This is a genomic window from Pseudomonas sp. NPDC089741 (assembly GCF_044748825.1).
GTDB classification, from domain to species: Bacteria; Pseudomonadota; Gammaproteobacteria; order Pseudomonadales; family Pseudomonadaceae; genus Aquipseudomonas; species Aquipseudomonas helmanticensis.
In genome coordinates this window covers 490602-514773 of sequence record NZ_JBIVGT010000001.1, presented here as the reverse complement: position 1 = coordinate 514773, position 24172 = coordinate 490602, and the positions used below count along the sequence as shown (strand labels likewise).

Genomic DNA, 24172 nt, shown 5'->3' with positions numbered 1-24172 from the left:
GAGAACAGTTGCTTGTGGTTCAGAGGCCTTGCTGCAACGCCGGGTCATCCGGATTCAGCTGTTCGAGCTGCGCCAGCAGAATCTGCACGTTTTGCAGTTGGCCGCTTTCCTTCCAGTAATTGATCAGCAACACCCGCGCCTTGCGGTCGGCCGGATGGCGCTGGACGATGTCCTGCAATTGCTTCTGCGCCGCTTCCAGTTCTTCGGCGCTGTGCAGGGTCGTGGCGAGGTCGTAGCGGTAGTCCTTGTTGTCGGGCTCGAGTTCGACCGCTTTGGACAAACCGAGCAAGGCGTATTCGCGTTGGTTATGGTGCAGCAGCCACAGCCCCAAGGCATGTTGCAGATACGCCGAATCTGGCTGGGCCTTGAGTTGTTGCGCGAGCAATTGCCGGGCGGCATCGCTCTGGCCCTGGCGGTCGAGTACATCGATCTGCATGACCAGTGCCGGAAAATTACCCGGTTCGATACGCAAGGTGTTGTCCAGTGCTTCCTGCGCCTGCTTGAGTTCGGCGTTGTGTATGTAGAGGCGCGCCAGTTGCGCGTAAGCGGCGGCGCTCGGCGGCTGATCCTTTAGCGCCTGCTCCCAGCCATCGATGGCCTGTTGCAACGGCGCAAAATACAAGCCGAGCTCATCTGGAGACAAGCCGAGCAGGGCGTTGATCGCGGCAAATCGCACGGTTTGGTCTTCATCATCGAGCAACGGCCCGAGCAACAGGCTGCGTTGCCCACCCGGTATCAGTCCAACCAGACTTCTGATCGCCGCCAAGCGTACTTCGGGCGCTTCGTTCTGCAGGTCCGCGTCGGCCAGTTTCAACGCCTGCGGGCTTGGGTAGTTGGGCAGTTCGGCATGCAACCAGACGCGGCGTTTTACCGACAGATCCGGTCGGCCCAATTGCTGATACAACTGACGTGCGGCGCCCGGCTGGCCGGCGCGGGCGGCGGCCAATGCTTCGCTATAGCCATGTTTGATCGCTTCGGGCACCACCGGTGCAGTGCTGCGCAGGGACAACCAGCCGACGAGGATGACGAGTACGAGGCCAAGGCCGATGAGCAGAAAGCGGCGGGACTGAGGCATGCAGGGTTCCGGAAGCGTGCGTACTTGAGCAGAGCGGCAAGCTTCGGTCAGCTCGGGCCGCGAGTCAAACCCCGTGCATGCGAATCGCCCTACAAGTCGCGTCGACTCAGTTACCCGTCAGGCTCTCGATGCAGTGACTACGCTTGCAGGAGTCGCTTCGATGAGAGTTCCCATGCAAGCCCTGCTCAACTACTTCAAGGCTGTGATCCATCCCGGTCAAGCCGTATTGCTGTTTGCCCTGCGCACCATCGCGGCGGGGTTACTGACGCTGTATCTGGCGTTTCTGTTCGACCTCGACCAGCCCAAGTGGTCGATCATGGCCGTGGTCATCGTCAGCCAGCCTTTGGCGGGAATGGCCTTGGCGCGCAGCTTTGGCCAGATCATCGGCACCACGCTCGGCGCCGCCGTGGCGGTATTGCTCATGGCGATCTTTCCGCAGGCGCCACTGCCCTTCATTACCACGTTGGCGTTATGGCTGGCAGTGTGTACGGCGGGTGGCACGTTGTTGCGCTACACCAGTTCCCAGGCGTTCGTCCTCAGCGGTTATACCGCAGTAGTCGTAGCGTTGCTGGCGATCCCGGATCAGGACGGCACGTTTCTGCTGGCCGTCACCCGGGTCACCGAAACCTTGCTCGCCGTGGCCTGCGTCTGCGTGGTGAGCCTGCTCACGGCCCGGCCGGAAGCGGTCGCCAAAGGCTATTTCACCAAGGTCGATCAGGTGATCAAACTGGTCGCCAGCCACGCGGCAGCGGTCATTCGCACCGAAGAAAGCGAAGCGGATTTCCAGCGCCGGCAAATGCAGTTGCTCGGTGAAATCAGCGCACTGGAAGGATTGCGTCGGCATCTGTATTTCGACGCGCCGCGCCTGCGTAGCGCGAACAATCTGGTGCTGTTACTGGGTAATCAACTGATGCTGCTGACCTCAAGGTTGACGGCGCTGCGTCACCAACGGCAGTTGTTGACCGAGCGCTGGGAAGGGGATTTGCCACTGGATGTGCAGCGTCTGCGCGCAGAAGAGCTGGCACTGCTCGACCAGTTGGCGCAGCAGGGGCGCGCATTGCCGGCCGAAGCACGGCACCAGTTCGTCACGTTGCAGCAGCAATTCGAGCAGCTGGCATACAAGTCCGAACAATTGACCGAAGACATGAGCGCGACCCTGCGCTCGCTGGCGTGGGCGCTGCGCTGGGAGCAGGCGCGGCTTTTGCGGCAACTCGAGCAGATCCTCGAATTGAGCGAGGCCATCCAGGAGGGACGCGAGGCCAGTTGCATGTATCGCGGTCAGGCCAGCCCGTTGCATCTGGATTTCACCCTGGCCTCGATGAACGCCATCCGGGCCTTTACCGCGCTGCTGGTGGCCGGGCTTATCTGGATCGAGACCGCATGGGACGGCGCTCGGGGCGGGATGATTCTGGTAGGAATTCTGTGTTCGCTGATGGCCACATTTCCGCGTCCGCTGATGGCCGCACAGAGTTATGCACGCGGGCTGGGGCTGGCACTGCTGGTGTCGGCGCTCTATCAGTTCGCGCTGGTACCGGCAGTCAGTGATTTCGAACCCCTGGCCTTGCTGCTCGCGCCATTGTTGTATGTCATCGCTGTGGGGCTGGCGAGTCCTGCAACTGCGGGCATCGGCATGGGGCTGGGGCTTTCGAGCTTCCTGATGATCGGCCCGCAGAACATCGGTACCGGGCAGAACACCGCGATTCAATGGTTTGAGTTTGCCGGTGCCTATGTCTGCGCCGCAATGCTTGCCTTGATTGTCTACGCGTGGATTTTCCCGTTTCGCCCGGTGTTGCGCATTCGCCGCTTATATAACGAGGCGCGCGAGCAGGTGTATCAGTTGAGCAAGGCCCCCGCCACGGATGAACAACAGTTTGCCTTCGAGAGCCGTATGACCGATCGGCTGACCAGCATGCTTGGGCTGTTGCCAGCAGTGAATGACCGGGCGATGCAGCAACTGTATGAAATCAGTCTGGCCTGCGTCGCATTGGGGGTGGCCACCCACCAATTGCGGCAACAGGCACAAAACAATGCTTTGCTGACCGACGCCTTCAGCCAGCAGCTGTCTTCGGCATTGCGCAAAACCGGGCGGTTTGTTGCCGGGCGTGCGGACGTGCAACTGGCGCCGTTGCTGGGCACGCTGCACACCCTTGGCGAACAACTGGACGAGTTGCACGTGGCCAGTCACGAGCATTTATGGTCGGTGTTTCGCATGCGCGTGGCGTTGCTGATTGTCGAGGCGTTTCTGCAGCGTCATGGTGAACATTTGCAACGAAACGTCGAGGAAGGAGCACCGGCCCTTGCCCATTGATTTCGAGATTGGCGGCGTCTACTTGCCGCCCATTGCCCAGGCGTTGTTGCTGGCCATACCGATTTTCATGCTGCTTGACTGGTTCTTGCGACGCATGGGCGTATTGCGGCGTGTCTGGCATGAAGCCCTGTTCGAAGGCGCCTTGTATGCCTGCGTCTGCGCCACGCTGATTCTGTTGATGGGAGCCTGATGCCTTGAAAGTGTTAGTTGCGCGGTTAACGACAGTGGCAGTGGTGATTCTGGCCATCGTGCTTGGCTGGTTTGCCTGGGAGCATTACACCCGCGCACCGTGGACGCGGGATGCACGGGTGAGGGCGGACGTGGTGACGTTGTCGGCAGATGTCTCGGGGCGCATTGTCCGCCTGGCGGTGCAGGACAACCAGCATGTCGACAAGGGCCAGTTGCTGATGGAGATCGACCCTGCGCGCTACAGCCTGGCGGTGGATCATGCACGGCGTTCGGTGGAAGTGGCGAAGGCCACGCTGGGGCAGTCGCAAGCGGCGATCATTTCCAGTGAAGCGTTGCTCAAGCAACGCCAGAGCGAAGAACGCCGCAGGCGTACGCTGAAGCAGGGTTTCGCCATCTCGGGCGAGGAATGGGAGAAGTCCAGCACGGATGTGGCCGTGGCTCAGGCCGATCTGTTGCGTAATCAGGCCAATCTCGGCCTGGCTGAAGCCAATGTGCAGTTGGCAGTTGCCGCGCAGACTCAGGCCGAGCTCGATCTGCAGCGCACTCGCGTCGAGTCACCGGTCAGCGGCTACATCACCAATCTGCTGACCCGCGAGGGTGATTACGCGGTGGCGGGCGGCGCGCTCCTGGCGCTGGTCGACAGCGACTCTTTCTACGTCAGCGGGTATTTCGAAGAAACCAAACTGCCGCGGATCGAGGAGGGTGATCGGGTCCGGATCCAGTTGATGAGCGGTGAAACCTTCGGCGGCACTGTGCAGAGCATCGCCTTTGCCATCGCCGACCGGGAAAACGCCCCGGGCAGCCGATTGCTGGCCAACATCAACCCCAGTTATACCTGGGTGAAACTGGCGCAACGGGTGCCGGTACGGATCGCCATCGATGCCGATTACGCGGAAAAAAATCGCCTGCGCGCCGGCACCACCGCGACAGTCACCGTCCAACACCCCTGACAACGCAACCCACTGAAACACCTGACACACCCACGACAACGCTGGCCCTTGGCACACCCCCTCCTATAGGAGCTGCCGCAGGCTGCGATCTTTTGATCTCGTTTTTTACAGTACAGATCAAAAGATCGCAGCCTGCGGCAGCTCCTACAGGAGGACGGTTCGAAAATTAGGCAGGCACAAAAAAGCCCCGCGACCGAATGATACGCGGGGCAAAGAATTTGGTTGGTTGCGGCCAACCAAAGGAGCTCTTTAACAATCGATTACTTGCTGGCGACCGTCTCCGGTTGCCAGCCGCCACCAAGGGCTTTGTAGATCGCGACAATGCCGCGATACAGATCGACTTCGGCCTGGGCCTGACTGTCTTCGGCGTTCAGACGTTCACGCTGCGCATCGAGCAGCACGAGAAAGTCTGTGGTGCCTTCGCGGTAGCGAATCTCGGCGAGGTCAGCAGCCTTGCGGCTCGATTCACTCTGACGGATCAGCGAGATCAAGCGTTGCTGACGTTTGCCGTAATCACTGAAGGCGTTTTCCGATTCTTCCAGTGCCAACAGCACTTGCTGCTCGTAGGTCGCCAAGGCGCCCTCGGCGTCGGCATCGGCGCCGCGCAAACGCGCTCGCACACTGCCAAGGTCGAATGCAGCCCAAGTGATGCTTGGGCCGAGTGCCCAGGCGTTGGCCGCCGAGGAACCGATCTGCGAGCCACGCCCGGCCGTCCAGCCGAGGAAGCCGCTAAGGCTGACCCGAGGGAACAGATCGGCTTTCGCCACACCGATGCGCGCGGTGGCCGAAGCCAGTTTGCGTTCAGCGCTGAGGATGTCCGGGCGACGCTGCAACAGTTCACCCGGATCACCGATCGGCAAGGCCTTGGCAATCGCCGGCAGGTCTTTCGGGCTGAGATCGACAGTCAGCTTGTCCGGACGCTCGCCCAGCAGGGTAGCGATACGGTTTTTCTGCCGAACCTGTTCCGCCTGCAATTGCGGCACGCTGGCTTCGACCGAGGCCAGGCGTGCATCGGCACGTTCAACATCGAGCTGATCGCCAACACCGGCATCACGCAGGCTGATGGTGATCTTGCGCGATTCCACCTGGTTGTTCAGGTTGGCCACAGCGATCTTTTCGCGCAGTTGCGCACCACGTAGTTGGCCGTAAGCATCGACCAGCTCGGCAATCATGGTGACTTGCAGTTGGTACAGATCAGCCTCGACAGCTTGCTGTTCTGCATCGGCCGATTCCAGATTGCGCTGAATACGCCCGAACAGGTCCAGCTCCCAGGCCATGTCCAGACCGAGGTCATAGCGTTCGCTGTTGACCCGCTTGGTGGTCTGGCCAGGGATTTGACCCTTGGCCAGGTCACTGCTGGCGCGGCTGGTGATAGTTGGCATCGCGTCGTTGCTGACGTCGTCGCGGATCGCCCGGGCGGCTTTCCAGCGGGCGAATGCCACGCGCAGTTCACGGTTGCCTTGCAGCGATTGGGTCACCAACTGGTTGAGGGTCGGATCGTCGAATTGCTGCCACCAGATGCCTTCGAATTTCGAACGGTCGAAGTTCTTTTGCCCGGCGGCGCCATCGGTGACGGCCGTGATGTTGGCCGCCTCCGTGGCTGGGGTCTTGTAGTCGGGGCCGACGGCGCAGGCACTGAGGGCCAGTACCAGCAGACTCGGCAGGAAGACTTTCAGACTCATTGTTGCGCCTCCAGTTTCAGGGCTTTGGCCGCTTTGCGGGCTTCGCCGCGTTCGACAAAGTTACGGATCAGCACGTAGAACACTGGCGTCAGCAACAGACCAAAGAAGGTCACCCCGAGCATCCCGGAGAACACCGCCACACCCATGGCATGACGCATCTCGGCACCGGCACCGCTGGAGAACACCAGTGGCACCACACCCATGATGAACGCGAAGGAGGTCATCAGGATCGGCCGCAGACGCAGACGGCAAGCTTCCAGTACCGCAGCGAGCGGGTTGAGGCCTTCTTCCTGTTTATCCTTGGCGAATTCGACGATCAGAATCGCGTTCTTACAGGCAAGTCCCACCAGTACGATCAAACCGATCTGGGTGAAGATGTTGTTGTCACCCCCCGAGATGATCACGCCGGTGATGGCCGACAGCAGGGTCATCGGTACGATCAGGATCACTGCCAGTGGCAGGCTCCAGCTTTCGTATTGAGCCGCGAGCACCAGGAACGCCAGCAGTACGCAGAGCGGGAACACGAACAACGCAGTGTTGCCGGACAGAATCTGCTGATAGGTCAGGTCGGTCCATTCGTAGGTCATGCCGTTCGGAAGTTCATCCTTGAGCAGTTTCTCGATGGCTTTTTCGGCCTGGCCAGAGCTGTAGCCGGGAGCCGCGGCACCGTTGATTTCCGCGGTGATGAAGCCGTTGTAGTGCATCACGCGATCCGGGCCCGAGGTGTCGCTGACCTTGATGAAGGTCGCCAGCGGGATCATTTCGCCTTTGTTGTTGCGCACTTTCAGCTGACCGATCTGATCGGATTCGAGGCGGAACTGCTGCTCGGCCTGAACGTTGACCTGATAGGTGCGCCCGAAGCGGTTGAAGTCGTTGGCATACAGCGAACCCAAGTAAATCTGCAGGGTGTCGAAGATGTCGCTGACAGCCACGCCGTGGGTCTTGGCTTTTTCACGGTCGATGGCGGCATCGACCTGCGGCACGTTCACTGTGTAACTGGTGAACAGGCCAGCCAGTTCCGGCACGTTGTGGCTTTTGTTGATGATGTTCATGGTTTCTTTGTACAGCTCGTCGTAGCCCAGGTTGCCCCGGTCTTCGATTTGCAGACGGAAACCACCAATGGTGCCCAGACCTTGTACCGGCGGTGGCGGGAAGATCGCCATGTACGCTTCCTGAATGTTGGCGAACTGGCCGTTCAAGGCACCGGCAATCGCACCGGCGGACATGCTCGGGTCTTTACGTTCGTCGAACGGTTTCAGGGTCACGAACACGATGCCGGCGTTCGGGCTGTTGGTGAAGCCGTTGATCGACAGGCCCGGGAACGCTACGGCGCTTTCCACGCCTGGCTGTTTCAGCGCGAGGTCGGACATGCGCTTGATCACGTCTTCGGTGCGATCCAGGCTCGAAGCGTCCGGCAATTGCGCGAAGGCCACCAGATATTGCTTGTCCTGACCGGGTACGAAACCGGTCGGGGTGTGTGCGAAGCCGAAGAAGGTCAGCACCATCAGGCCTGCGTACAGTAGAAGGGCGATGCCACTGCTGCGGATAACACGGCCCACCGTGCCGACGTAACCATGACTGGCGCGATCAAAGAAGCGGTTGAATGGACGGAACAGCCAGCCACCGAAGATCTTGTCGAGCACCTTGGAGAAGCGGTCTTTCGGTGCGTCGTGGCTTTTCAGCAACACAGCGGCCAGCGCTGGCGACAGGGTCAGCGAGTTGAACGCCGAGATCACCGTCGAAATAGCGATGGTCAGTGCAAACTGCTTGTAGAACTGCCCGGTGAGGCCGGAGATGAAAGCGGCCGGGATGAACACCGCGCACAGCACCAGTGCCGTGGCAATGATCGGGCCGGTCACTTCACGCATCGCCCGCTTGGTCGCTTCGACCGGCGTCAATCCGAGTTCAATGTTGCGCTCGACGTTCTCCACCACCACGATGGCGTCGTCGACCACGATACCGATGGCCAGTACCAGACCGAACAGCGACAGCGCGTTGAGCGAGAAACCGAACAGGTGCATGACCGCAAACGTACCGATCAACGATACCGGCACCGCCACCAACGGAATGATCGAGGCGCGCCAGGTCTGCAGGAACAGGATCACCACCAGAACCACGAGAATCAGTGCTTCGAAGAGGGTGTGAACCACCGCCTCGATCGAGCCACGCACGAAGATCGTCGGGTCATAAACGATGCTGTAGTCCATGCCTTGCGGGAAGCTTTTCTTCAGCTCATCCATCTTCGCCCGGACTTCGTTCGAGATTTCGATGGCGTTGGAGCCTGGACGCTGGAAGATCGGGATCGCGACGGCCGGCTGGTTGTTCAGCAACGAACGCAGGGCGTATTGGCTGGAACCGAGTTCGACGCGGGCAATATCCTTGAGGCGAGTGATTTCACCGTTATCGCCTGCGCGAATGATGATGTTCTCGAACTCTTCCTCGGACACCAGACGGCCCTGAGTGTTGACCGACAACTGGAAGCTCTGCGCATTCGGAGCGGGCGGCGCACCGAGTTGACCGGCGGCGACCTGACGGTTCTGTTCACGAATCGCCGTGACCACATCGGTCGCGGTCAGATTGCGCGAAGCAGTCTTGTTCGGATCAAGCCAGACCCGCAGCGAGTAGTCACCCATACCGAACAACTGCACGTCACCGACACCACCGAGACGAGCGAGCTCATCCTTGATGTTGAGGATTGCGTAGTTGGACAGGTAAAGCATGTCGTAGCGTTTGTCCGGCGAGGTCAAGTGCACAACCATGGTCAGGTCGGGCGATGCCTTGTCGACAGTGATACCGATGCGCGTCACTTCCTCGGGAAGCTTCGGCTCGGTACGGGTCACCCGGTTTTGCACCTGTACCTGCGCGTTGTCCAGGTCAGTACCCAGGGCGAAGGTGATTGTCAGGGTGATCTTGCCGTCAGCGGTCGACTGCGAGGACATGTACAGCATGTTCTCAACGCCAGTGATGGCTTGCTCCAGCGGAGCCGCCACGGTTTCACCTATGACTTTAGGGTTGGCACCCGGGAAGTTGGCACGCACCACCACGGTCGGTGGCACGACTTCCGGGTATTCGCTGATCGGCAACTGGAACAGCGAAATCGCACCGGCGATCAGGATCAACAGCGACAGCACCGCTGCGAAGATCGGCCGTGAAATGAAGAATTGGGAAAAATTCATCGGAGTTGTCGTCCCTTAACCGCGTGGGGTCGCAGCCGCGAGCTTCACAACCGCACCAGACGCACCCTTGGCAGGGGCGACTTTGGGCAGGTTGCTGGCTTCCAGCGCTTGACGTTGTTGAGCGAGTGCCGCGATGGTCGTTTCGCTGGCCATCGGCACCACTTCAGGCGTGACCGGCGAGCCAGGACGAACCCGTTGCAGCCCCTTGACGATGATCGTGTCGTCCTTGTTCAGGCCGGTACGGACGATGCGCAGGCCTTCGATTTTCGGACCCAGTTCGACGGCGCGGTAAGCGGTTTTGTTGTCGGCATCCATGACCAGCACGAACTTCTTGCCGAGGTCGGTACCGACCGCTTCATCGTTGATCAGCATGGCGTTGTAGGTGCCGCTGCCGACCAGTTTCAGTCGTGCATACAGGCCTGGGGTGTAGGTGCCATCACTGTTGTCGAATACCGCGCGACCACGGATGGTGCCGGTTTTCGGGTTGACCTGGTTGTCGACGAAGTTCATCTGACCGAGGTGCGGGTTACCGTCTTCGTTCGACAGGCCCATGTACACCGGAGTGGTCGCGCCACGCTGACCGTTGCGGGCCAACTGGGTGTATTTGAGGAAGACACGTTCGTCAGCGTCGAAGTAGGCGTAAACGCGGTCAGTCGAAACCACGCTGGTCAGCGCGGTAGTGTCGGCAGTCACCAGGTTGCCGGCGGTGATCTCGGCACGGCTGACACGGCCACTGATCGGTGCGGTGACGCGAGTGAAGCTGAGGTTCAGTTTGGCCAGATCCAGCTGCGCTTGCAGGGCGCCGACAGCGGCGCGGGCTTCTTGAGCGGCACTGGTACGCGAGTCGGCCAGTTCTGCAGAAATCGCATTGCTGGCACGCAGACGTTCACCACGACCGGCTTCGTTTTCACTGCGGGTGGCGTTGGCGCGGGACTGGGCTACCAGTGCTTCGAGGCGGCGGACCTCAGCCTGGAATGGACGCGGGTCGATCTGGAACAGCAGGTCGCCTTTCTTGACCAGTGCGCCTTCAGTGAAAGCGACCTCGTCGATCTGGCCGGAGACCCGTGGACGGATTTCAACGGTTTCCGGCGCCTCCAGGCGCCCGGTGAATTCGTCCCACTCGTTGACCGGTTGTTCGATCACCTTGGCCACGCTGACTTTGGCAGCAGGCGCGGTGGCGGCAGTCTCCGGAGTCTTGCCGCAGGCGCTCATCACCAGTACGGCCAACAAGGCCAACGGGAAGCGCAAATGTTTGAGTGACTGTTCCATGGATGCATCCGCCAATGTATTGAAGATGGGCGGATGATGCTCGGCGGGGTGTGATGGCACGAATCGAATGAAGCAAAGGTAACTATCATTCGGAATGATATAAGAACGATTCGAGCCCTCTAGCATGCACCTTTCGTTAGGGTGCTATCAATGTCCGTGATGAAAGTTTCATGATGCGTTGCGTAGCAAATCACGGTGCAAATCCGCAGGCCAGAAACAAAGAGACGGCCATGAAGGCCGTCTCGATCAGCTAGATGCCGATGTGTATCAGTTGATGCCTTTGCGGTTCGGGCCGAAACGGTTCGGGCCCGGCTGGCTGTCTTGCGCCAGGAACACCAGGTTGACGATTGGCAGCAGCAACCACCAGCCGCTGCGATCGGTGTCGTGCATACGACGTACACCAACGGCAATGCTCGGCACCAGCAGCGCCAGATTATAGAGAGCTTGCAGAACCCCGCCGGTTTTGAAAAAACCGTCGATGAAGCCCATAACGAACGCAACACCCATGCTGATCAGGAAAAACAACCAGTATTCACGGCGCGTAGCACGACCGTTGAATACCGCGTAATTCTTCAATGCTTCAAGGTAAGGATTGCCCGTCGAAATGGCGGGGCCCTGTGCGTAGGACTGTTGGGTTGCCTGAGGCGCCCCACACTGTGGGCAAGCCACGGCCAAAGTGCTTATTTCCTTGGCGCAACCGCGGCAGAAAACCATGCTCATATTTTTTCCCTAAAATTATTCAATCGATAGACACAGCAAAACCAACGCGGTAAGGCCAGACAAAATGATGCCGGCGATCGCGAGGTTTCTTCCTGAGTGTTTTTGGTTGATGCAAATGATGCCGCAGGCGAGACCGGCGATGCTGATAAAACCAACACCGAGGATCGTTTCAGCGTCCCATTCGGAATCATCGAAGAGCGTGAGTGCGCAGATAATTCCGAGGATCATCGAAACGATGGCTAGCCAGGGTACTTCGGCTTGCGTTTGCGGCACGAAGGCCTGTTGGCTGGCCCCGCACTGGGGGCAAGTGTGCGCCGTTTCGTGAAGCTCCTTGGCGCAAGCACGACAATAGACCATTGCCATCGTTTTCCTTAACTGAGTGCGAAATCCCCGACCTTGCGTAGGCCGAGGCGGCGCTAAGTTAATCTTTATTACCAAATTTGTCATCAGGCACTGTGCCATTAATGGCATTTTTGCAGCGCAGAGGGTGTGGCAGGTGGTTCAACGCTCGTTTGGAGGCCTCAAGACCGCGGAGCGTCATCCACCACACTGACTTGCAATCGCAACGTCAGGCCTTGAAGTTGTCTGTTTTTCAGGACGCCCAATGGTGGTCCTTTGCGTTCTTTGCCATTGGCATCTACCCCAAAGCACTGAAGGTCAGGCACGGTCGAGCCTTCACGCGGAGCGCCTTTCCAGTGCGGAGGACGCGCACTACGGGGATTGCGTAGACGTGTTGCGAAAAAAGCATTGAGTCCGTCCTTGTGACTCCCTATAAGGCAATGGTTTGCGGCGGCGTATTTTAAGTTATTCCTGCGGCGCTATATGCGTGATTATTCTGATGCAACAAAGCCCCTGGAACGGGGCTTTGAAGAAAACAACAGGGTTGTACGACATCGAATCAGGGCATAGAGGCTGAGGCTCGAACGCCATGGTGCTCGGCTGCTTACGCTCTTGAGATCCGCACTCAATGACTTGCCTGACGGCTTCTGCCTTGAATTTCGGCGTGAGTCGTTGGGTGCTCATAGACTTCCTCCTATGCTCAAAGCAAAGGCCGGAGATGTCTGCGGTGCCGAGTTTAGTCGAAAAGAGCTTGCAAGGTGTTTAGAGAGCCCGAGGCGATTCACGGCCTGCAAACTTACTCTTGCGCCTACCGAGTCCGGATGATCTCGGAGCCTACTATTGTGGACGATTGGTGTTCCCATCGTTGAAGGGGCATGCACAAACGAAAGACTATTTCGAGTTGCTCTATCCGTCCCTTACAAGTGATGGCACCATGGAATCACTTTCAAAGGATGGGATGACAACACGTGGCGTCAGATTATTTTACCAGCGACCAATTCGATTGTTTAAGTGCATGGCACGACAAGGTCTTTGACAAAGACGACGCATCACATCGGCAAGCCTACAGCCAATTGCGCGAGGCTTATAACGTCACCAAGCAATGGGCGTACGCATTGCAACGGCGTGTATTTCCGAACAGCATTGCCCCCCAAGTCATTCGCAGGCCCATCGGCCAGTGGAACAAGAAATTTTTGGGCTACAACTGGGCGCGAATCTATCCTCGTGCGGACGCTCCTCAAGGCTTGGCCTACACCGTCGGTATCGATGCCAATTGGGGCTTTGTCGTCAAGCTTGACCTGGTCGATAAAAAGATCACCGATATCACGTTGCGAGAGCGCTATGACAAGTTGCGCGGCCCTTATCAATCCTCACCTATTGTTGCGACCTTGTCCGCTGAAGAAGGATTGGCGCTCGGGTTTCAGGGGATTGTGGATTGGAGTGCCGCGGCCATTGAAAAATTTGAAATCGGATACGACGATATGGCTGAACAGTTTGGATTGAACACTTCGCCCGCCTTGTCCAAATTATTGGAACACTTCCAGATCAGCAAGGACTTCAGACTGCGGCAGCCAAAGTGGAGTCGCGAGATGACGGAGTTATTTGCCCGGTTCGCCGTTGCGATACACGAACTCGGTTTTGACTGGTGGTCAACGAAGTCTACTAATACTCAGTTGGTCTTCGGCAGGAAGCGCAAAGATGCGTTAAAGGGATCATCAACGGGCGTGTTGTTTGTCCAAGCGAATCGTGTTTCGGTCCGGTGGGCATCATTCGGTGGTCTGAAGACGATATCGGTAAACGAGGATCTGAGTGAGGCGCTTGTGGCATCGGTTGAAGAGCTGAAGGCGCAAAATACCAACATCTGGCTTGAACAAGATCAGCAATCCAGTCGCGCAGGTTTCTGGCCGGATGATTACGGCAGCGAAGAAGGTTCGAGTGAGGAGGAGGGGGGACAGCCGGATAGCATCAGGGCCACTGATGCGGCTGTCATTCCACGCAATGAAATCTATTTTGGCCCTCCCGGCACCGGCAAAACCCGCAGGCTGCAGGAGTTGCTTCGCGAGAGCTACACATCCGCCGAAGGGATAAAACGCTATGAATTTGTCACCTTTCACCAATCCTACGGCTACGAAGAGTTCGTCGAAGGTCTGCGTCCGGTGCTTGTGGATCCCGAATACCTGACTCAAGAAAAGGAACAAGCAGATTGTCCAAAGGATGTCCGTTACGAGATCAAAAGGGGTGCATTCCTGCGGCTGTGTGAAGAAGCGCTGAAAAATCCGGATCAGCAGTACGCGATGGTGATTGACGAAATCAATCGCGGCAATATCAGCAAGATTTTCGGCGAGTTGATCACGCTGATCGAAGTCGACAAACGTATGGGAGGCGAATATGAGGTAACCCTCACACTTCCCTACTCAGGCAAGCCATTCAGCGTTCCTTCAAATGTTGATTTGATCGGGACGATGAACACGGCCGACCGATCACTGGCATTGGTTGATACGGCGTTGCGTCGCCGTTTCGAATTCATCGAGTTGATGCCAGAACCGTCTGTGTTGGCTGAAATAGCGATTTCCGAAGGAGGGCATTCCATCTTTCTCGGTCAACTGCTGACTGCACTCAACAGGCGTATCGAAGCGTTGTATGACCGTGAACACGCCATTGGGCACGCGTATTTCACGTCGTTGAAAAATCTCGCGATTGAGGAGCGTTTCAAAGCGCTCGGCGGCATTTTCAAGACGCGCATTATTCCATTGCTGGAAGAGTATTTTTTCGAAGATTGGCAAAAAATTCGATTAGTACTGGGTGATAACCAGAAATCAGCGGACATGCTTCAGTTTGTCCAGGAGTTGAAAACCGACAGTCTCCCCAAGGACCTGTTCGGCGCCAATCACGGCCTGGATGAATACTCGCTGCGGCCTCAGTACCGTTTGAATGCGGGTGCGCTGCTTGAACCGAAAGCTTTTATCGAAATCTACGCGACGCTTGTTTAATGACGTCCATGCAGATTTTCGAGTTCGACACGGTGTTCCCCAAGGCTGACGGTGTGAATGGTAACACCGTCCCCCCAAAGGTATTTGCCTGGCTTGAAGAACAATGCCTGACCCCTGACGTGCTGGCGCCGGTCTGGATGAAACTGACTAGTCGTCGGGGGCGGCGCGCCATTCAGTTCACCAACTATGTGGGCGTGGTCTGCGCTCCTTGTGGCTATCAAATAGAGATTCTGCCCAAGATTGGTCGCGATACGTCTGTAAAAACGGCACGTAATAATTTGATTGAAATGCTCAAGTGTCTGCGGAGCTTTCGTCATATCAAGACAGCCAATGCTGATCTTCAAAAGCAACAGATGCCATTGCTTGAGGTATTTCTCCAGCAGTTTCTAGCGTCAGCAAGGGATGTGGTAAAGCGAGGTGTTCGAAGTGACTACAGTACTCGGCAGGCTAATCTGTCGAGCCTGCGTGGCAAATTGTTGATAGCGCCTCATCTCTCGCAAAATGTGGTACGTCGTGACCGTTTTTTCAGCGAGTTCGACGAGTTTACTCAAGATCGGGCAGAAAACCGGCTCATTCATACCGCACTGCGAAAAACGCTTGGGATGTGCAAAGCACCGGGCAATCAGCGCTTGGCGCGCGAGTTGAGTTTCGTGTTTGCCGATGTGCCGATTTGCACCGATATTGCCCGGGATCTCAAACGTATCCGGCTGGATCGGGGAATGACCTATTACGAACCTGCGCTTGCTTGGGCACAGTTAATCCTGCAAGGCGACAGCCCGGTGACTGGTACAGGCGAGCACAACGCACCTTCCATGTTGTTTCCCATGGAGGCGGTGTTTGAAGCTTATGTCGCGAAGCACCTTGGGACTCAGGTCCGGCAGGGTTTCAATCTACGGACCCAGACCTGCAAGCACCATTTAGTGAGCCATAAGCAGCAAGACTGGTTCCGTCTCAAACCGGATTTGCTAATTGAGCAGGGCACACAAACTTGCATGGTGCTCGATACGAAATGGAAGCTTCTGGATAGCGCCAAGGGTAACAGTGGTGAGAAGTACCAACTCAGCCAAAGCGACTTCTACCAATTGCACGCGTACGCACACATCTATTTAAAAAGCCCGGGCAGCGTCGTGTTGATCTATCCGTGGACGGAGTCATTTACTCAACCTTTGCCTGTATTCGACTTCAGTAGTTCGAATGACTTGAAGCTCTGGGTTGTGCCGTTTTGCTTTGAAAGCCGCACGTTGTTACTGCCAGAGATATCACCTTTGGGTCTGTGTCTCTATGGCAGTAAAACGTGCGAAACCGTGGAGGGGACGATAAGGTGAGGTCGGCGGGCGGAATGCTTGCCGTTTTTACACAACCGGTGCAGAGAAGAAGTGCCAAGTACATGAAACTGCGGAATCTGTTCATTGGCCGAAAATACCGTTGAATGAATCAAAAATCAGATCACAGGCAGACTTCGCGCCTTGCACAGGTTCGATAAACATCCAGTCCGCGGAAGCATGGTGCCTATCAATGGCTTTATTGATGGTCGGACCGGCTTCGATCATCCAGCGCTCCCCGAAGTCAGCGACACCGTCAGATTGGTCAGGTGAGCTTGCGTTGGCTCGGATTTTGATCCATGTTTCAGCGACAGGCGTTGGCTGAGAAAAATAGATGTCGGAACCCAGCCATACGAGAAATCCTGCACCCACCGGATCCAGTGTCACCAGAAAGTTTCAAGAGGTCAGGTCGGGCAGTTGTGATCGATAGCAATATCGTAGAGCTCCAAGGCTGTCCGAGGATCGGCAGCCTTAAGCGGTCGTAATTCAGAGCTGCTGACGCGAGTCTCTGATGAGCGTTTTGTTGTTCGTGCGTTTACGTGGTGACAGTTGGCTTGAGATGAAAGGGGCCCGGGAGTAACTCTGCAGAAACGCGCCAAGGTCAGTCGCGTCAACTCTTTTAGAGACTATCCGGATCGCCAAAAAACATCTGAATCCGCGACCGCAACCAACGCTCCCCCGGATCATTATCCTGCGACCCGCGCCACGCCATATGCAGCTCAAACGTACGCGTCGGCAACGGCGGATCCTCCGCGCGCACACCGCCGGCCGCCGTCAGCGCATCAGCCGTGTAATCCGGCACGGTCGCGACAATGTCGGTGCCCGCCAGCAACGTACTCAATCCGTTGAACTGCGGCACGGCCAGCACCACATGTCGCTTGCGCCCCAGTTTCTCCAGCTCTTCATCAATAAAGCCACTCAGATCCCCGGCAAACGACACCAGCGCATGCGGACGCGCGCAATAGTCATCCAGGCTCAGCGGCCCCGGCACGGTATCGGCACGGAGCAATTTCGGCTGGCTGCGGCGCAGCACTTTGCGTTTGGCGTTGGCCGGCAAGTCGGTGGTGTAGCTGACACCGATGGATATTTCGCCGGAAGCCAGCAGGCCAGGCATCAATATGTAGTTGACTCGCCGCACCACCAGCACAATTCCCGGCGATTCCGCGCGCAGGCGTTTGAGCAGCATCGGCAGCAGGGCGAATTCGACGTCATCGGACAGTCCGATCCGAAATACCGATGTGCTGGTAGCCGGATCGAATTCCGATGCACGGCTGACTGCCGTGGAAATCGAGTCGAGGGCCGGCGAGAGCAGGGCGAAGATTTCCACCGCGCGGGCAGACGGTTCCATGCTGCGCCCGGTGCGTACAAATAGCGGGTCATCGAACAGGCTACGCAGGCGCGAGAGCGCCGCACTGATCGCTGGCTGACCGAGAAACAGCTTTTCCGCTGCCCGGGTCACGCTGCGTTCGTGCATCAAAGTTTCGAATACGATCAACAGGTTCAGGTCGACACGACGCAGGTCATTACGATTCATCTGGAGTCCTGGCAGAGTCATCAAGCTTGACGAGAGCGGCCATATGAGAACAATGGCCGGCATGAATATTACGGGGAAAGGCTGGTACTCTGCACCGGAAAATTCAGCTTTACTGAAACGGTGACAGCAGATTTTCCATGGTTTTTGCCAATGCCGCCCATACTGCGGAATCAATGACAGGCATGTCGACTATTAATAGCCACTGATAGTCTTGGGTCGAAAGCCCAGATAGAGTTCATGGCATTAGAGGTTACTTTGACGAGGTTTGCGATGTCCCGCACGATCCGTTTTCACAAGTTTGGTCCCGCCGAGGTGCTCAAATGCGAAGAGCATGCGGCCGCTCAGCCAGGTCCTGGCGAAGTGCAGGTACGTGTCGAAGCGATCGGCATCAGCTGGTATGACACGCTTTGGCGTCAGAACCTGGCCTCGTCTCAGGCACGACTGCCTGCGGGCCTTGGTCATGAGATGGCTGGCGTGATCACCGCGGTCGGTGACGGTGTCGATGATCTGGTAGTGGGCGACAAGGTCGCCAGTTTCCCGGCCGAGAGTGCGAACGACTACCCGGTCTACGGCGAGTCAATCGTGCTGCCACGTACCGCGCTGACCCGTTATCCAGACGTACTCAGCCCGATTGAAGCCAGCGTGCATTACACGCCGCTGTTGATCGCTTACTTTGCTTACGCCGATCTGGCGCGGGTCAAACCGGGGCAATTTGCGCTGGTGACTGACGCTAGTCACTGCGCCGGCCCTTCGTTTGTCCAGTTGGGCAAGGCCATGGGCGTACGGGTGATTGCCGCCACCAAAGAGGCGGAAGAACGCGAATACCTGCTGTCCCTTGGGGCCGAAAAGGTGATTGTCACCGAGGAAGAAGATCTGCTGATTCGCGTCAACAAGATCACCGACAACCGTGGCGTTGACGTCGTGTTCGACGGTCTGGGTGGCCCGCAGATGTCGTTGCTTGGCGACGTCCTGGCACCGCGCGGCAGTCTTGTCCTGTATGGCCTGCAAGGTGGTAACCAGACGCCATTCCCGGCGTGTGCAGCGTTTCAGAAGAACATTCAGTTCTTCGTCCACTGCATCGGTAACTTCACCGGCAAGCCGGAGCTGGGCATCACCCAGGATCACGTCGCACTGCAACGTGCCCTGCGTGACATCAACCAGCTGACAGCCGATCGAGTGCTGGTGCCGTTGAAGACTCGGGTGTTTCCGTTCAACGAGTTCGTCGAAGCGCACCGCTACATGGACGAATGCCCATGCCGCGAACGGGTCGCACTGCAAGTCGAACCTGCGTAACCCTGCTGAACAGAGTCCGTGGCCCCACGGACTCTTTTGTGTTTATCCCCCTCCAAAAATGAAAGCTTTTCAGGCTGCGCCTGCGCGACCGTTCAGCAACTGAACTGGTTTTTGCTTTCTATCTGTATCTTCTAATCATCATATAAGCCCTGATAATTGAATGATTACTTTCATCTCAAGGAATGAGCCATGTCTGTGCATTCTATTTGTCCTGTGCAATATCAAACGGCTACTTCTGTGTGCTGCGGCAATTTCTGTTTAATTGTTGTAGGGCGTTTCCGAGGCAGCGTCTTTTTTTCTTGTACTCAATTGTCGTGGGACGTTGTCGGAAGTTTCCTAGGGCATTTTTCATCTGGAAAATATCCTTTTATAACAATGCGTTGAAAGCCTCGGTTGGGTGCTGGCCAGTCTTTAATTGCTCATGTGTTTCAAATAACTACGATTGCGTAAGTGTTAGCATTTGAGCGTCTATTACTTATTGATGAATTGTTGTGCCGCTGACACTCTCAGTGTGCGCGGCATGAAACTATTGATACCGGGTAAATACCGATGACTACGATCCATGATCAGGCAATGAATTACGTCTTCCAGCAAGTTCTGCAACGGTTGCTGAGCTTCTTCTCCCGTGCAGAGCGGACGGCTTTGCAGCTGTTGATCCAGCGCTTGCTGGTGGCGGCCGGCGGCATGGAGCACATCGGTAACTTCAAGGTGCTGGTGATCCAGTCAGGCTCAAGGGACAGTTGTTACACGCTGGCCTTGCTGCGAGCCGCACAACTGAGCCTGGCGGGTCGCGCGCCGGCGACCTTTCAATTGCGCGTTGCCTCCTTGCGCTTGAATGGCACCAGCCATGGCGCGCTGCAAAACATGCACCGCAGCTACGGCGCGTTGTTTCTAAATGACGATCCACGGGTGGAGTTACTGATGGTGGATCATCGACAGGTTGGCCCCTTCGATCTCCAGTCGGTGGTCAGCGAAGCCAGCCGTGAGGCGAATCGCATCAATCTGCTGATGTCGGGGCATCGCCGAACGTCGAATGAAACACTCGAATTGTGGGATGACGCCTACCTGGCGACAGCGGAGTTCTACAGCCAGATCGCACGCTGGAACAACGGTGTCGACGCGATGATCGGCGCTGAGCCACCGCGTCGGCAGAAACTGTTTCTGGAAGGACTCAATCGGGCCGCACTCAAAGCGGGGCTTGGTGGACTGCCAGCGAATCATGGCGGTTTCGAGATGTTGTTTCCGATGCTTGACGGGCTCGGCAGCGACTACTACCGACACTTCTACACCGGGGGCGAGCAATTGCCGTGGCGTCCGGAAGGGCAGTTCGAGGCGTGTCGTCGTTCCAGTTTCATCGACATCAACGACATGATTGTCGGCAAGCTCGAAGAGCGCTGGCCATTGCTCAGTGACTTCCTCGGATTTCAGGCTGACGACCTGACGCTGTATCAAGGCGACTTTGAGTTCGTCGAACCACTGGTGGCCGCGCACCTGCGTGGCTTGCAGGCGAGTGTCATCGAAAGCCAAACCTATGAAAAGGGTGTCGCTGACTACCTGCAAGAAAGCCTGGCAGCATTGCGCCGCAATCAAGTGCCCGAGCCGGTTTGTGAGCATTTGCTGGCAACCTTCGGCAACCTGCTCGATCTTGAACAGCGACGAATACACGCGGCCAATCATTTGCAGGAAACCTTCAATCTCAGTGAAAACCAGCTGACTTGCCTGCTGTTTGCGCCTTTTATCAACAGCGGTGCGGGGCTCGAAATGTTTCTGCGCAAATGTCATCCGGGCATGCTCGTGGCATTGCCGGATTTGCACCGGGCCATGCAAGGCTTGCATGCACCGGAACAGGTGGTGAAGTGGATGACCGATGTCAGCGGGCTGCCGGTGAAATTGATTGCCCGTTTGTACGCCATGAGCGCAATCCAGATACCGGAATCGCTGGCGCAAGACCCGCAAAAAACTGCGGCTGCCGTAGCACCAACAGTTGCCAATGAGCGGTCGGCGGAAGGTTGAACGTGATTGTTGCCAGAGTCGCTGCGCAATGACTCGCGCAAACGCACCCACGAAGCCTCAGCGGGAAAATGATTTCGCCTATCAGGCGGTTTATCGCTACCTGACCGTATTGATCAACGCCTCCGTCAGTGGCTGTGCAGTGCGTTTACCTTCATTGAGGCAACTGGCAGAGCGTTTGAATGTTTCGATCTCGACTATTCAATACGCCTATTCGTTGCTGGAGAAGGAAGGGCGGGTCTATTCGGTCGCCAAGTCCGGCTATTACGCCCAGGCGTCCGCGCTCATGGTGCCATCCGGTAACGCCAGTGATGTACTTGAGGCCGTATATGGGAACGCGCGACGACCAGGGATGTGTGTATTGAGTGCGGATGAGCCGGCTTCATTGCAGTCGCTGGACAGTCCCTTGCTGATGCTCGAACGCGAGCTGCTGCGCCAGTATCCACGGCAGCCGCAGTTATTGGCGCAGCCTTGTGGTGAGCTGGAGCTGCGCACGGTGCTGGCCGCGCGATATACCGTTTCGCCGATTAACTGCTGGCATGCGGATGACGTTTATATCGGCGCCGATCTGCGTTCGGTGCTGGAAATTCTGATCGCCGTGCTGCAATTGCGCGGCGTGACGGTGCTGGTTGAATCACCCTGCGACTGGATGATTCTGCGACTGCTGGAAGCCGCGGAGGTACGGGTTATCGAATTGCCGTTGCAAGCTGATGGCCAACTCGATCCGCAGCAACTGCTGACGCTGCTTCAGTCCGAGCGTATCGGATTGATCCTGCTGTCTTCGGCGTTGAGTTTGCCCCACGGCAGTCTCGCACCCGACGCCAATCGGCAGTTGATTGCGCACCTGCTGGCTAACCAGGGTACCTGGGTGCTGGAGAATGACTGCAGCAGCGAGTTGGCTGACGAGCCATGCTGTCAGCGCCTGCGCGACTGGCTCGATCCTGATCGGCTGCTGGTATTTTCGGCTTTCGACAGACTCATCGGTGTTGAAGCGCCATACGGTTTCGTCCTGTCGCGGCAATGGCGCACCGAGTTGCAACGGCATTTTCTGCTGCGTTCATTTCGATTGTCGGCGACGCGCCAGAAAGCCCTCGCACGGTTGTTTACCAGTGGCCGCATCGACCAGCATTTGCAGGTATTGCGCCGTCTGCTCAAGGAGCGTCGAACGCAGTTGATTCATTTGCTGCGTGAGCGTCTGGGCGATGCGGTGGAGATTGTCGAGCCGCAAGGTGGCGCAACCCTCTGGTTACGTTCGGTTCGCCGGGTCGACATGAGTGAAGTGTTCCAGCACTTGCTCAGGCAACAGATCGTCATTGCCCCCGGCGAGCTGTTCAGCCTCAATGGCCATTATCCACATCACCTGCGCTTGAGCCCGATCAGTCACAGTGATCTCGATCTGCCTGATGTGGTCGGACGGGTGGCTGACGCGCTGCGACTTGCTCCCGGAGACTGACGTTAAAAAACATCTGAGTTGATCCGGATACATCCCATCGCACTGCGGTCAAACTGCCAGTAAACTGCGCTGTATTTCCTGAACCACTCGATCTCAGAGGTTTTGCATGACACTCAGTCCTTTTGCGGGCAAACCGGCACCGGCAGAATTGTTGGTCGATATCCCGCGACTGGTAACGGCCTATTACACGGGCCAGCCTGATGCATCTGTTTCTACTCAGCGAGTGGCGTTCGGCACTTCCGGACACCGCGGCAGTTCCTTCGACTTGAGTTTCAATGAATGGCACGTTCTGGCGATCAGCCAGGCCATCTGCCTGTACCGCGAAGCCCAGGGCATTACCGGCCCGTTGTTCGTCGGCATCGACACCCACGCCTTGTCGACCCCGGCCGGCGCCAGCGCGCTGGAAGTGCTGGCGGCCAACGGTGTAACCGTGATGATCGCCGAGGGTGACGAGTACACCCCGACGCCGGCCATTTCCCACGCGATTCTTTGCTACAACCGTGGCCGTACTTCGGGCCTGGCCGACGGCATCGTCATTACCCCGTCGCACAACCCGCCGCAAAGCGGTGGCTACAAATACAACCCCACCAACGGTGGCCCGGCCGATACCCACATCACCAAGTGGATCGAAGCAAAGGCCAACGAACTGCTGGCGAACAAGCTGGCCGGGGTCAAGCGCATCAGCTACGAGCAGGCGCTCAAGGCCAGCACGACCCATCGTCACGATTACCTGAATACCTACGTTGCCGACCTGATCAACGTCATCGATTTCGATGCCATCCGTGACGCCAAATTGCGTCTGGGCGTTGATCCGCTGGGCGGAGCAGGGGTGCGCTACTGGTCGGCCATTGCCGAGCATTACCGTCTGGATCTGGACGTGGTCAACAAGCAAGTCGATTCGACTTTCCGTTTCATGACCGTCGACTGGGATGGGCAGATTCGCATGGACCCATCGTCCAGCCACGCCATGCAAGGCTTGATCGGCTTGAAAGAACGTTTCGACGTCGCGTTTGCCTGCGACCCGGATCACGATCGCCACGGTATCGTCACGCCATCCGGTGGTTTGCTGGCACCGAACAACTACCTGGCCGTGTCGATTGATTACCTGTTCCAGAATCGCCCGCAATGGCGTGCCGACGCTGCCGTGGGTAAAACCGTGGTCAGCAGCGGTCTGATCGATCGCGTTGCCAAGCGTCTGGGCCGCCGCTTGTACGAAGTGCCGGTCGGTTTCAAATGGTTTGCCGAGGGTTTGTTCGACGGCTCGCTGGGTTTTGGCGGGGAAGAGAGCGCCGGCGCTTCGTTCCTGCGCAAGGACGGTGGTGTCTGGAGCACTGACAAGGACGGTCTGATTCCGGCCTTGCTCGCGGCTGAAATGACTGCCCGCACTGGCCGTGACCCAAGCCAGGCTTATCGCGCGCTGACCGATGAACTGGGCGAACCGTTCTCGGTGCGTGTCGACGCCAAGGCCAATCCGGAGCAGAAAGCCCTGCTGAGCAAGTTGTCGCCGGCGCAGGTGACTTCGACTGAACTGGCAGGCGAGAAGATCCAGAGCATCCTCAGCCACGCACCGGGTAACGATCAGGCGATTGGTGGCTTGAAAGTGATGACCGAAAACGGCTGGTTCGCAGCGCGTCCATCTGGCACCGAAGACATCTACAAGATCTACGCCGAAAGCTTCGTCAGCGACGACCACCTCAAGCAACTGGTGGCCGAAGCGCAGACGTTGGTGGATGGCGCTATTTCGACCAAATGATCCGAGCCTGCAGATAACCCAGTAGAGAAGGGATAGATCTCCCCAAAATACGGAGTTTGCAAAGCAGAGATGAAAAAGGGGCAACCGTCATGGTTGCCCCTTTTTTGTG

Annotated in this window: 17 protein-coding genes; 9 read left to right on the top strand and 8 right to left on the bottom strand. The window is 57.4% G+C overall.

Annotation, left to right across the window (positions count from 1 at the left end):
• Positions 1 to 19: 19 nt before the first annotated feature.
• Positions 20 to 1075 carry a tetratricopeptide repeat protein gene (locus ACIPZE_RS02210; RefSeq protein WP_283436530.1) on the bottom strand — a complete coding sequence of 352 codons (1056 nt, stop codon included), beginning with the start codon at positions 1073 to 1075 and terminating at the stop codon, positions 20 to 22.
• Between the two features lie 172 nt (positions 1076 to 1247).
• Here ACIPZE_RS02210 and ACIPZE_RS02205 point away from each other — a divergent pair, with 172 nt between their 5' ends.
• Genes ACIPZE_RS02205 through ACIPZE_RS02195 form a run of 3 tightly spaced genes read left to right on the top strand, consistent with a single transcriptional unit; the run spans position 1248 to position 4522 of the window.
• The gene (locus ACIPZE_RS02205) at positions 1248 to 3383 is read left to right on the top strand and encodes an FUSC family protein (protein ID WP_283438626.1); all 2136 of its coding nucleotides are present in this window, start codon (positions 1248 to 1250) and stop codon (positions 3381 to 3383) included.
• Positions 3373 to 3573 (top strand): DUF1656 domain-containing protein, encoded by a 201-nt coding sequence (locus ACIPZE_RS02200; protein WP_129393714.1) that lies wholly within the window; start codon positions 3373 to 3375, stop codon positions 3571 to 3573. Before ACIPZE_RS02205 ends, ACIPZE_RS02200 begins: the two co-directional genes overlap by 11 nt.
• A gap of 4 nt (positions 3574 to 3577) precedes the next feature.
• Positions 3578 to 4522, top strand: coding sequence for a biotin/lipoyl-binding protein (locus tag ACIPZE_RS02195; RefSeq protein WP_400770965.1), 945 nt, complete (start codon positions 3578 to 3580; stop codon positions 4520 to 4522).
• Positions 4523 to 4782: 260 nt separating this feature from the next.
• Here ACIPZE_RS02195 and ACIPZE_RS02190 read toward each other — a convergent pair whose 3' ends face one another.
• The 5 genes from ACIPZE_RS02190 to ACIPZE_RS02170 all read right to left on the bottom strand — a co-directional run bounded on the left by ACIPZE_RS02190 (position 4783) and on the right by ACIPZE_RS02170 (position 11732).
• The gene (locus tag ACIPZE_RS02190; RefSeq protein WP_129393717.1) at positions 4783 to 6204 is read right to left on the bottom strand and encodes an efflux transporter outer membrane subunit; all 1422 of its coding nucleotides are present in this window, start codon (positions 6202 to 6204) and stop codon (positions 4783 to 4785) included.
• Positions 6201 to 9380 (bottom strand): efflux RND transporter permease subunit, encoded by a 3180-nt coding sequence (locus ACIPZE_RS02185; RefSeq protein WP_283436527.1) that lies wholly within the window; start codon positions 9378 to 9380, stop codon positions 6201 to 6203. The genes ACIPZE_RS02190 and ACIPZE_RS02185 overlap by 4 nt, the downstream gene beginning before the upstream one ends.
• Positions 9381 to 9395: 15 nt before the next feature.
• The gene (mexE, locus tag ACIPZE_RS02180; RefSeq protein WP_129393721.1) at positions 9396 to 10649 is read right to left on the bottom strand and encodes a multidrug efflux RND transporter periplasmic adaptor subunit MexE; all 1254 of its coding nucleotides are present in this window, start codon (positions 10647 to 10649) and stop codon (positions 9396 to 9398) included.
• A gap of 267 nt (positions 10650 to 10916) precedes the next feature.
• Positions 10917 to 11369 (bottom strand): DUF805 domain-containing protein, encoded by a 453-nt coding sequence (locus ACIPZE_RS02175; protein WP_129393723.1) that lies wholly within the window; start codon positions 11367 to 11369, stop codon positions 10917 to 10919.
• A gap of 15 nt (positions 11370 to 11384) precedes the next feature.
• Positions 11385 to 11732 (bottom strand): DUF4190 domain-containing protein, encoded by a 348-nt coding sequence (locus ACIPZE_RS02170; protein WP_283436525.1) that lies wholly within the window; start codon positions 11730 to 11732, stop codon positions 11385 to 11387.
• A 944-nt stretch (positions 11733 to 12676) separates the two neighbouring features.
• Between ACIPZE_RS02170 and ACIPZE_RS02165 the strand changes: the two genes are divergently transcribed.
• Positions 12677 to 14698 (top strand): McrB family protein, encoded by a 2022-nt coding sequence (locus tag ACIPZE_RS02165; RefSeq protein ID WP_283436524.1) that lies wholly within the window; start codon positions 12677 to 12679, stop codon positions 14696 to 14698.
• Between the two features lie 8 nt (positions 14699 to 14706).
• Positions 14707 to 16023, top strand: coding sequence for an McrC family protein (locus ACIPZE_RS02160; RefSeq protein ID WP_283436523.1), 1317 nt, complete (start codon positions 14707 to 14709; stop codon positions 16021 to 16023).
• Between the two features lie 81 nt (positions 16024 to 16104).
• Here ACIPZE_RS02160 and ACIPZE_RS02155 read toward each other — a convergent pair whose 3' ends face one another.
• Together ACIPZE_RS02155 and ACIPZE_RS02150 are read right to left on the bottom strand one after the other, a co-directional pair.
• Positions 16105 to 16407 carry a hypothetical protein gene (locus ACIPZE_RS02155; RefSeq protein ID WP_283436522.1) on the bottom strand — a complete coding sequence of 101 codons (303 nt, stop codon included), beginning with the start codon at positions 16405 to 16407 and terminating at the stop codon, positions 16105 to 16107.
• Between the two features lie 232 nt (positions 16408 to 16639).
• A complete protein-coding gene (locus ACIPZE_RS02150; RefSeq protein WP_129393734.1) occupies positions 16640 to 17554 on the bottom strand; it encodes a LysR family transcriptional regulator in 915 nt (304 codons plus the stop codon).
• Between the two features lie 270 nt (positions 17555 to 17824).
• On the opposite strand from ACIPZE_RS02150, the gene ACIPZE_RS02145 reads away from it, so the two are divergent.
• The 4 genes from ACIPZE_RS02145 (at position 17825) to pgm (ending at position 24063) form a co-directional block, all read left to right on the top strand.
• Complete coding sequence (locus ACIPZE_RS02145) at positions 17825 to 18847, top strand: zinc-dependent alcohol dehydrogenase family protein (RefSeq protein ID WP_400770958.1); 1023 nt, start codon at positions 17825 to 17827, stop codon at positions 18845 to 18847.
• Positions 18848 to 19396: 549 nt separating this feature from the next.
• The gene (locus ACIPZE_RS02140) at positions 19397 to 20860 is read left to right on the top strand and encodes a hypothetical protein (RefSeq protein ID WP_400770955.1); all 1464 of its coding nucleotides are present in this window, start codon (positions 19397 to 19399) and stop codon (positions 20858 to 20860) included.
• Positions 20861 to 20888: 28 nt separating this feature from the next.
• A complete protein-coding gene (locus ACIPZE_RS02135; RefSeq protein WP_400770953.1) occupies positions 20889 to 22310 on the top strand; it encodes an aminotransferase class I/II-fold pyridoxal phosphate-dependent enzyme in 1422 nt (473 codons plus the stop codon).
• A 106-nt stretch (positions 22311 to 22416) separates the two neighbouring features.
• Entirely contained in the window at positions 22417 to 24063 is a 1647-nt protein-coding gene (gene pgm, locus ACIPZE_RS02130) for a phosphoglucomutase (alpha-D-glucose-1,6-bisphosphate-dependent) (RefSeq protein ID WP_400770950.1), read from the top strand.
• The last annotated feature ends 109 nt before the right edge of the window (positions 24064 to 24172 follow it).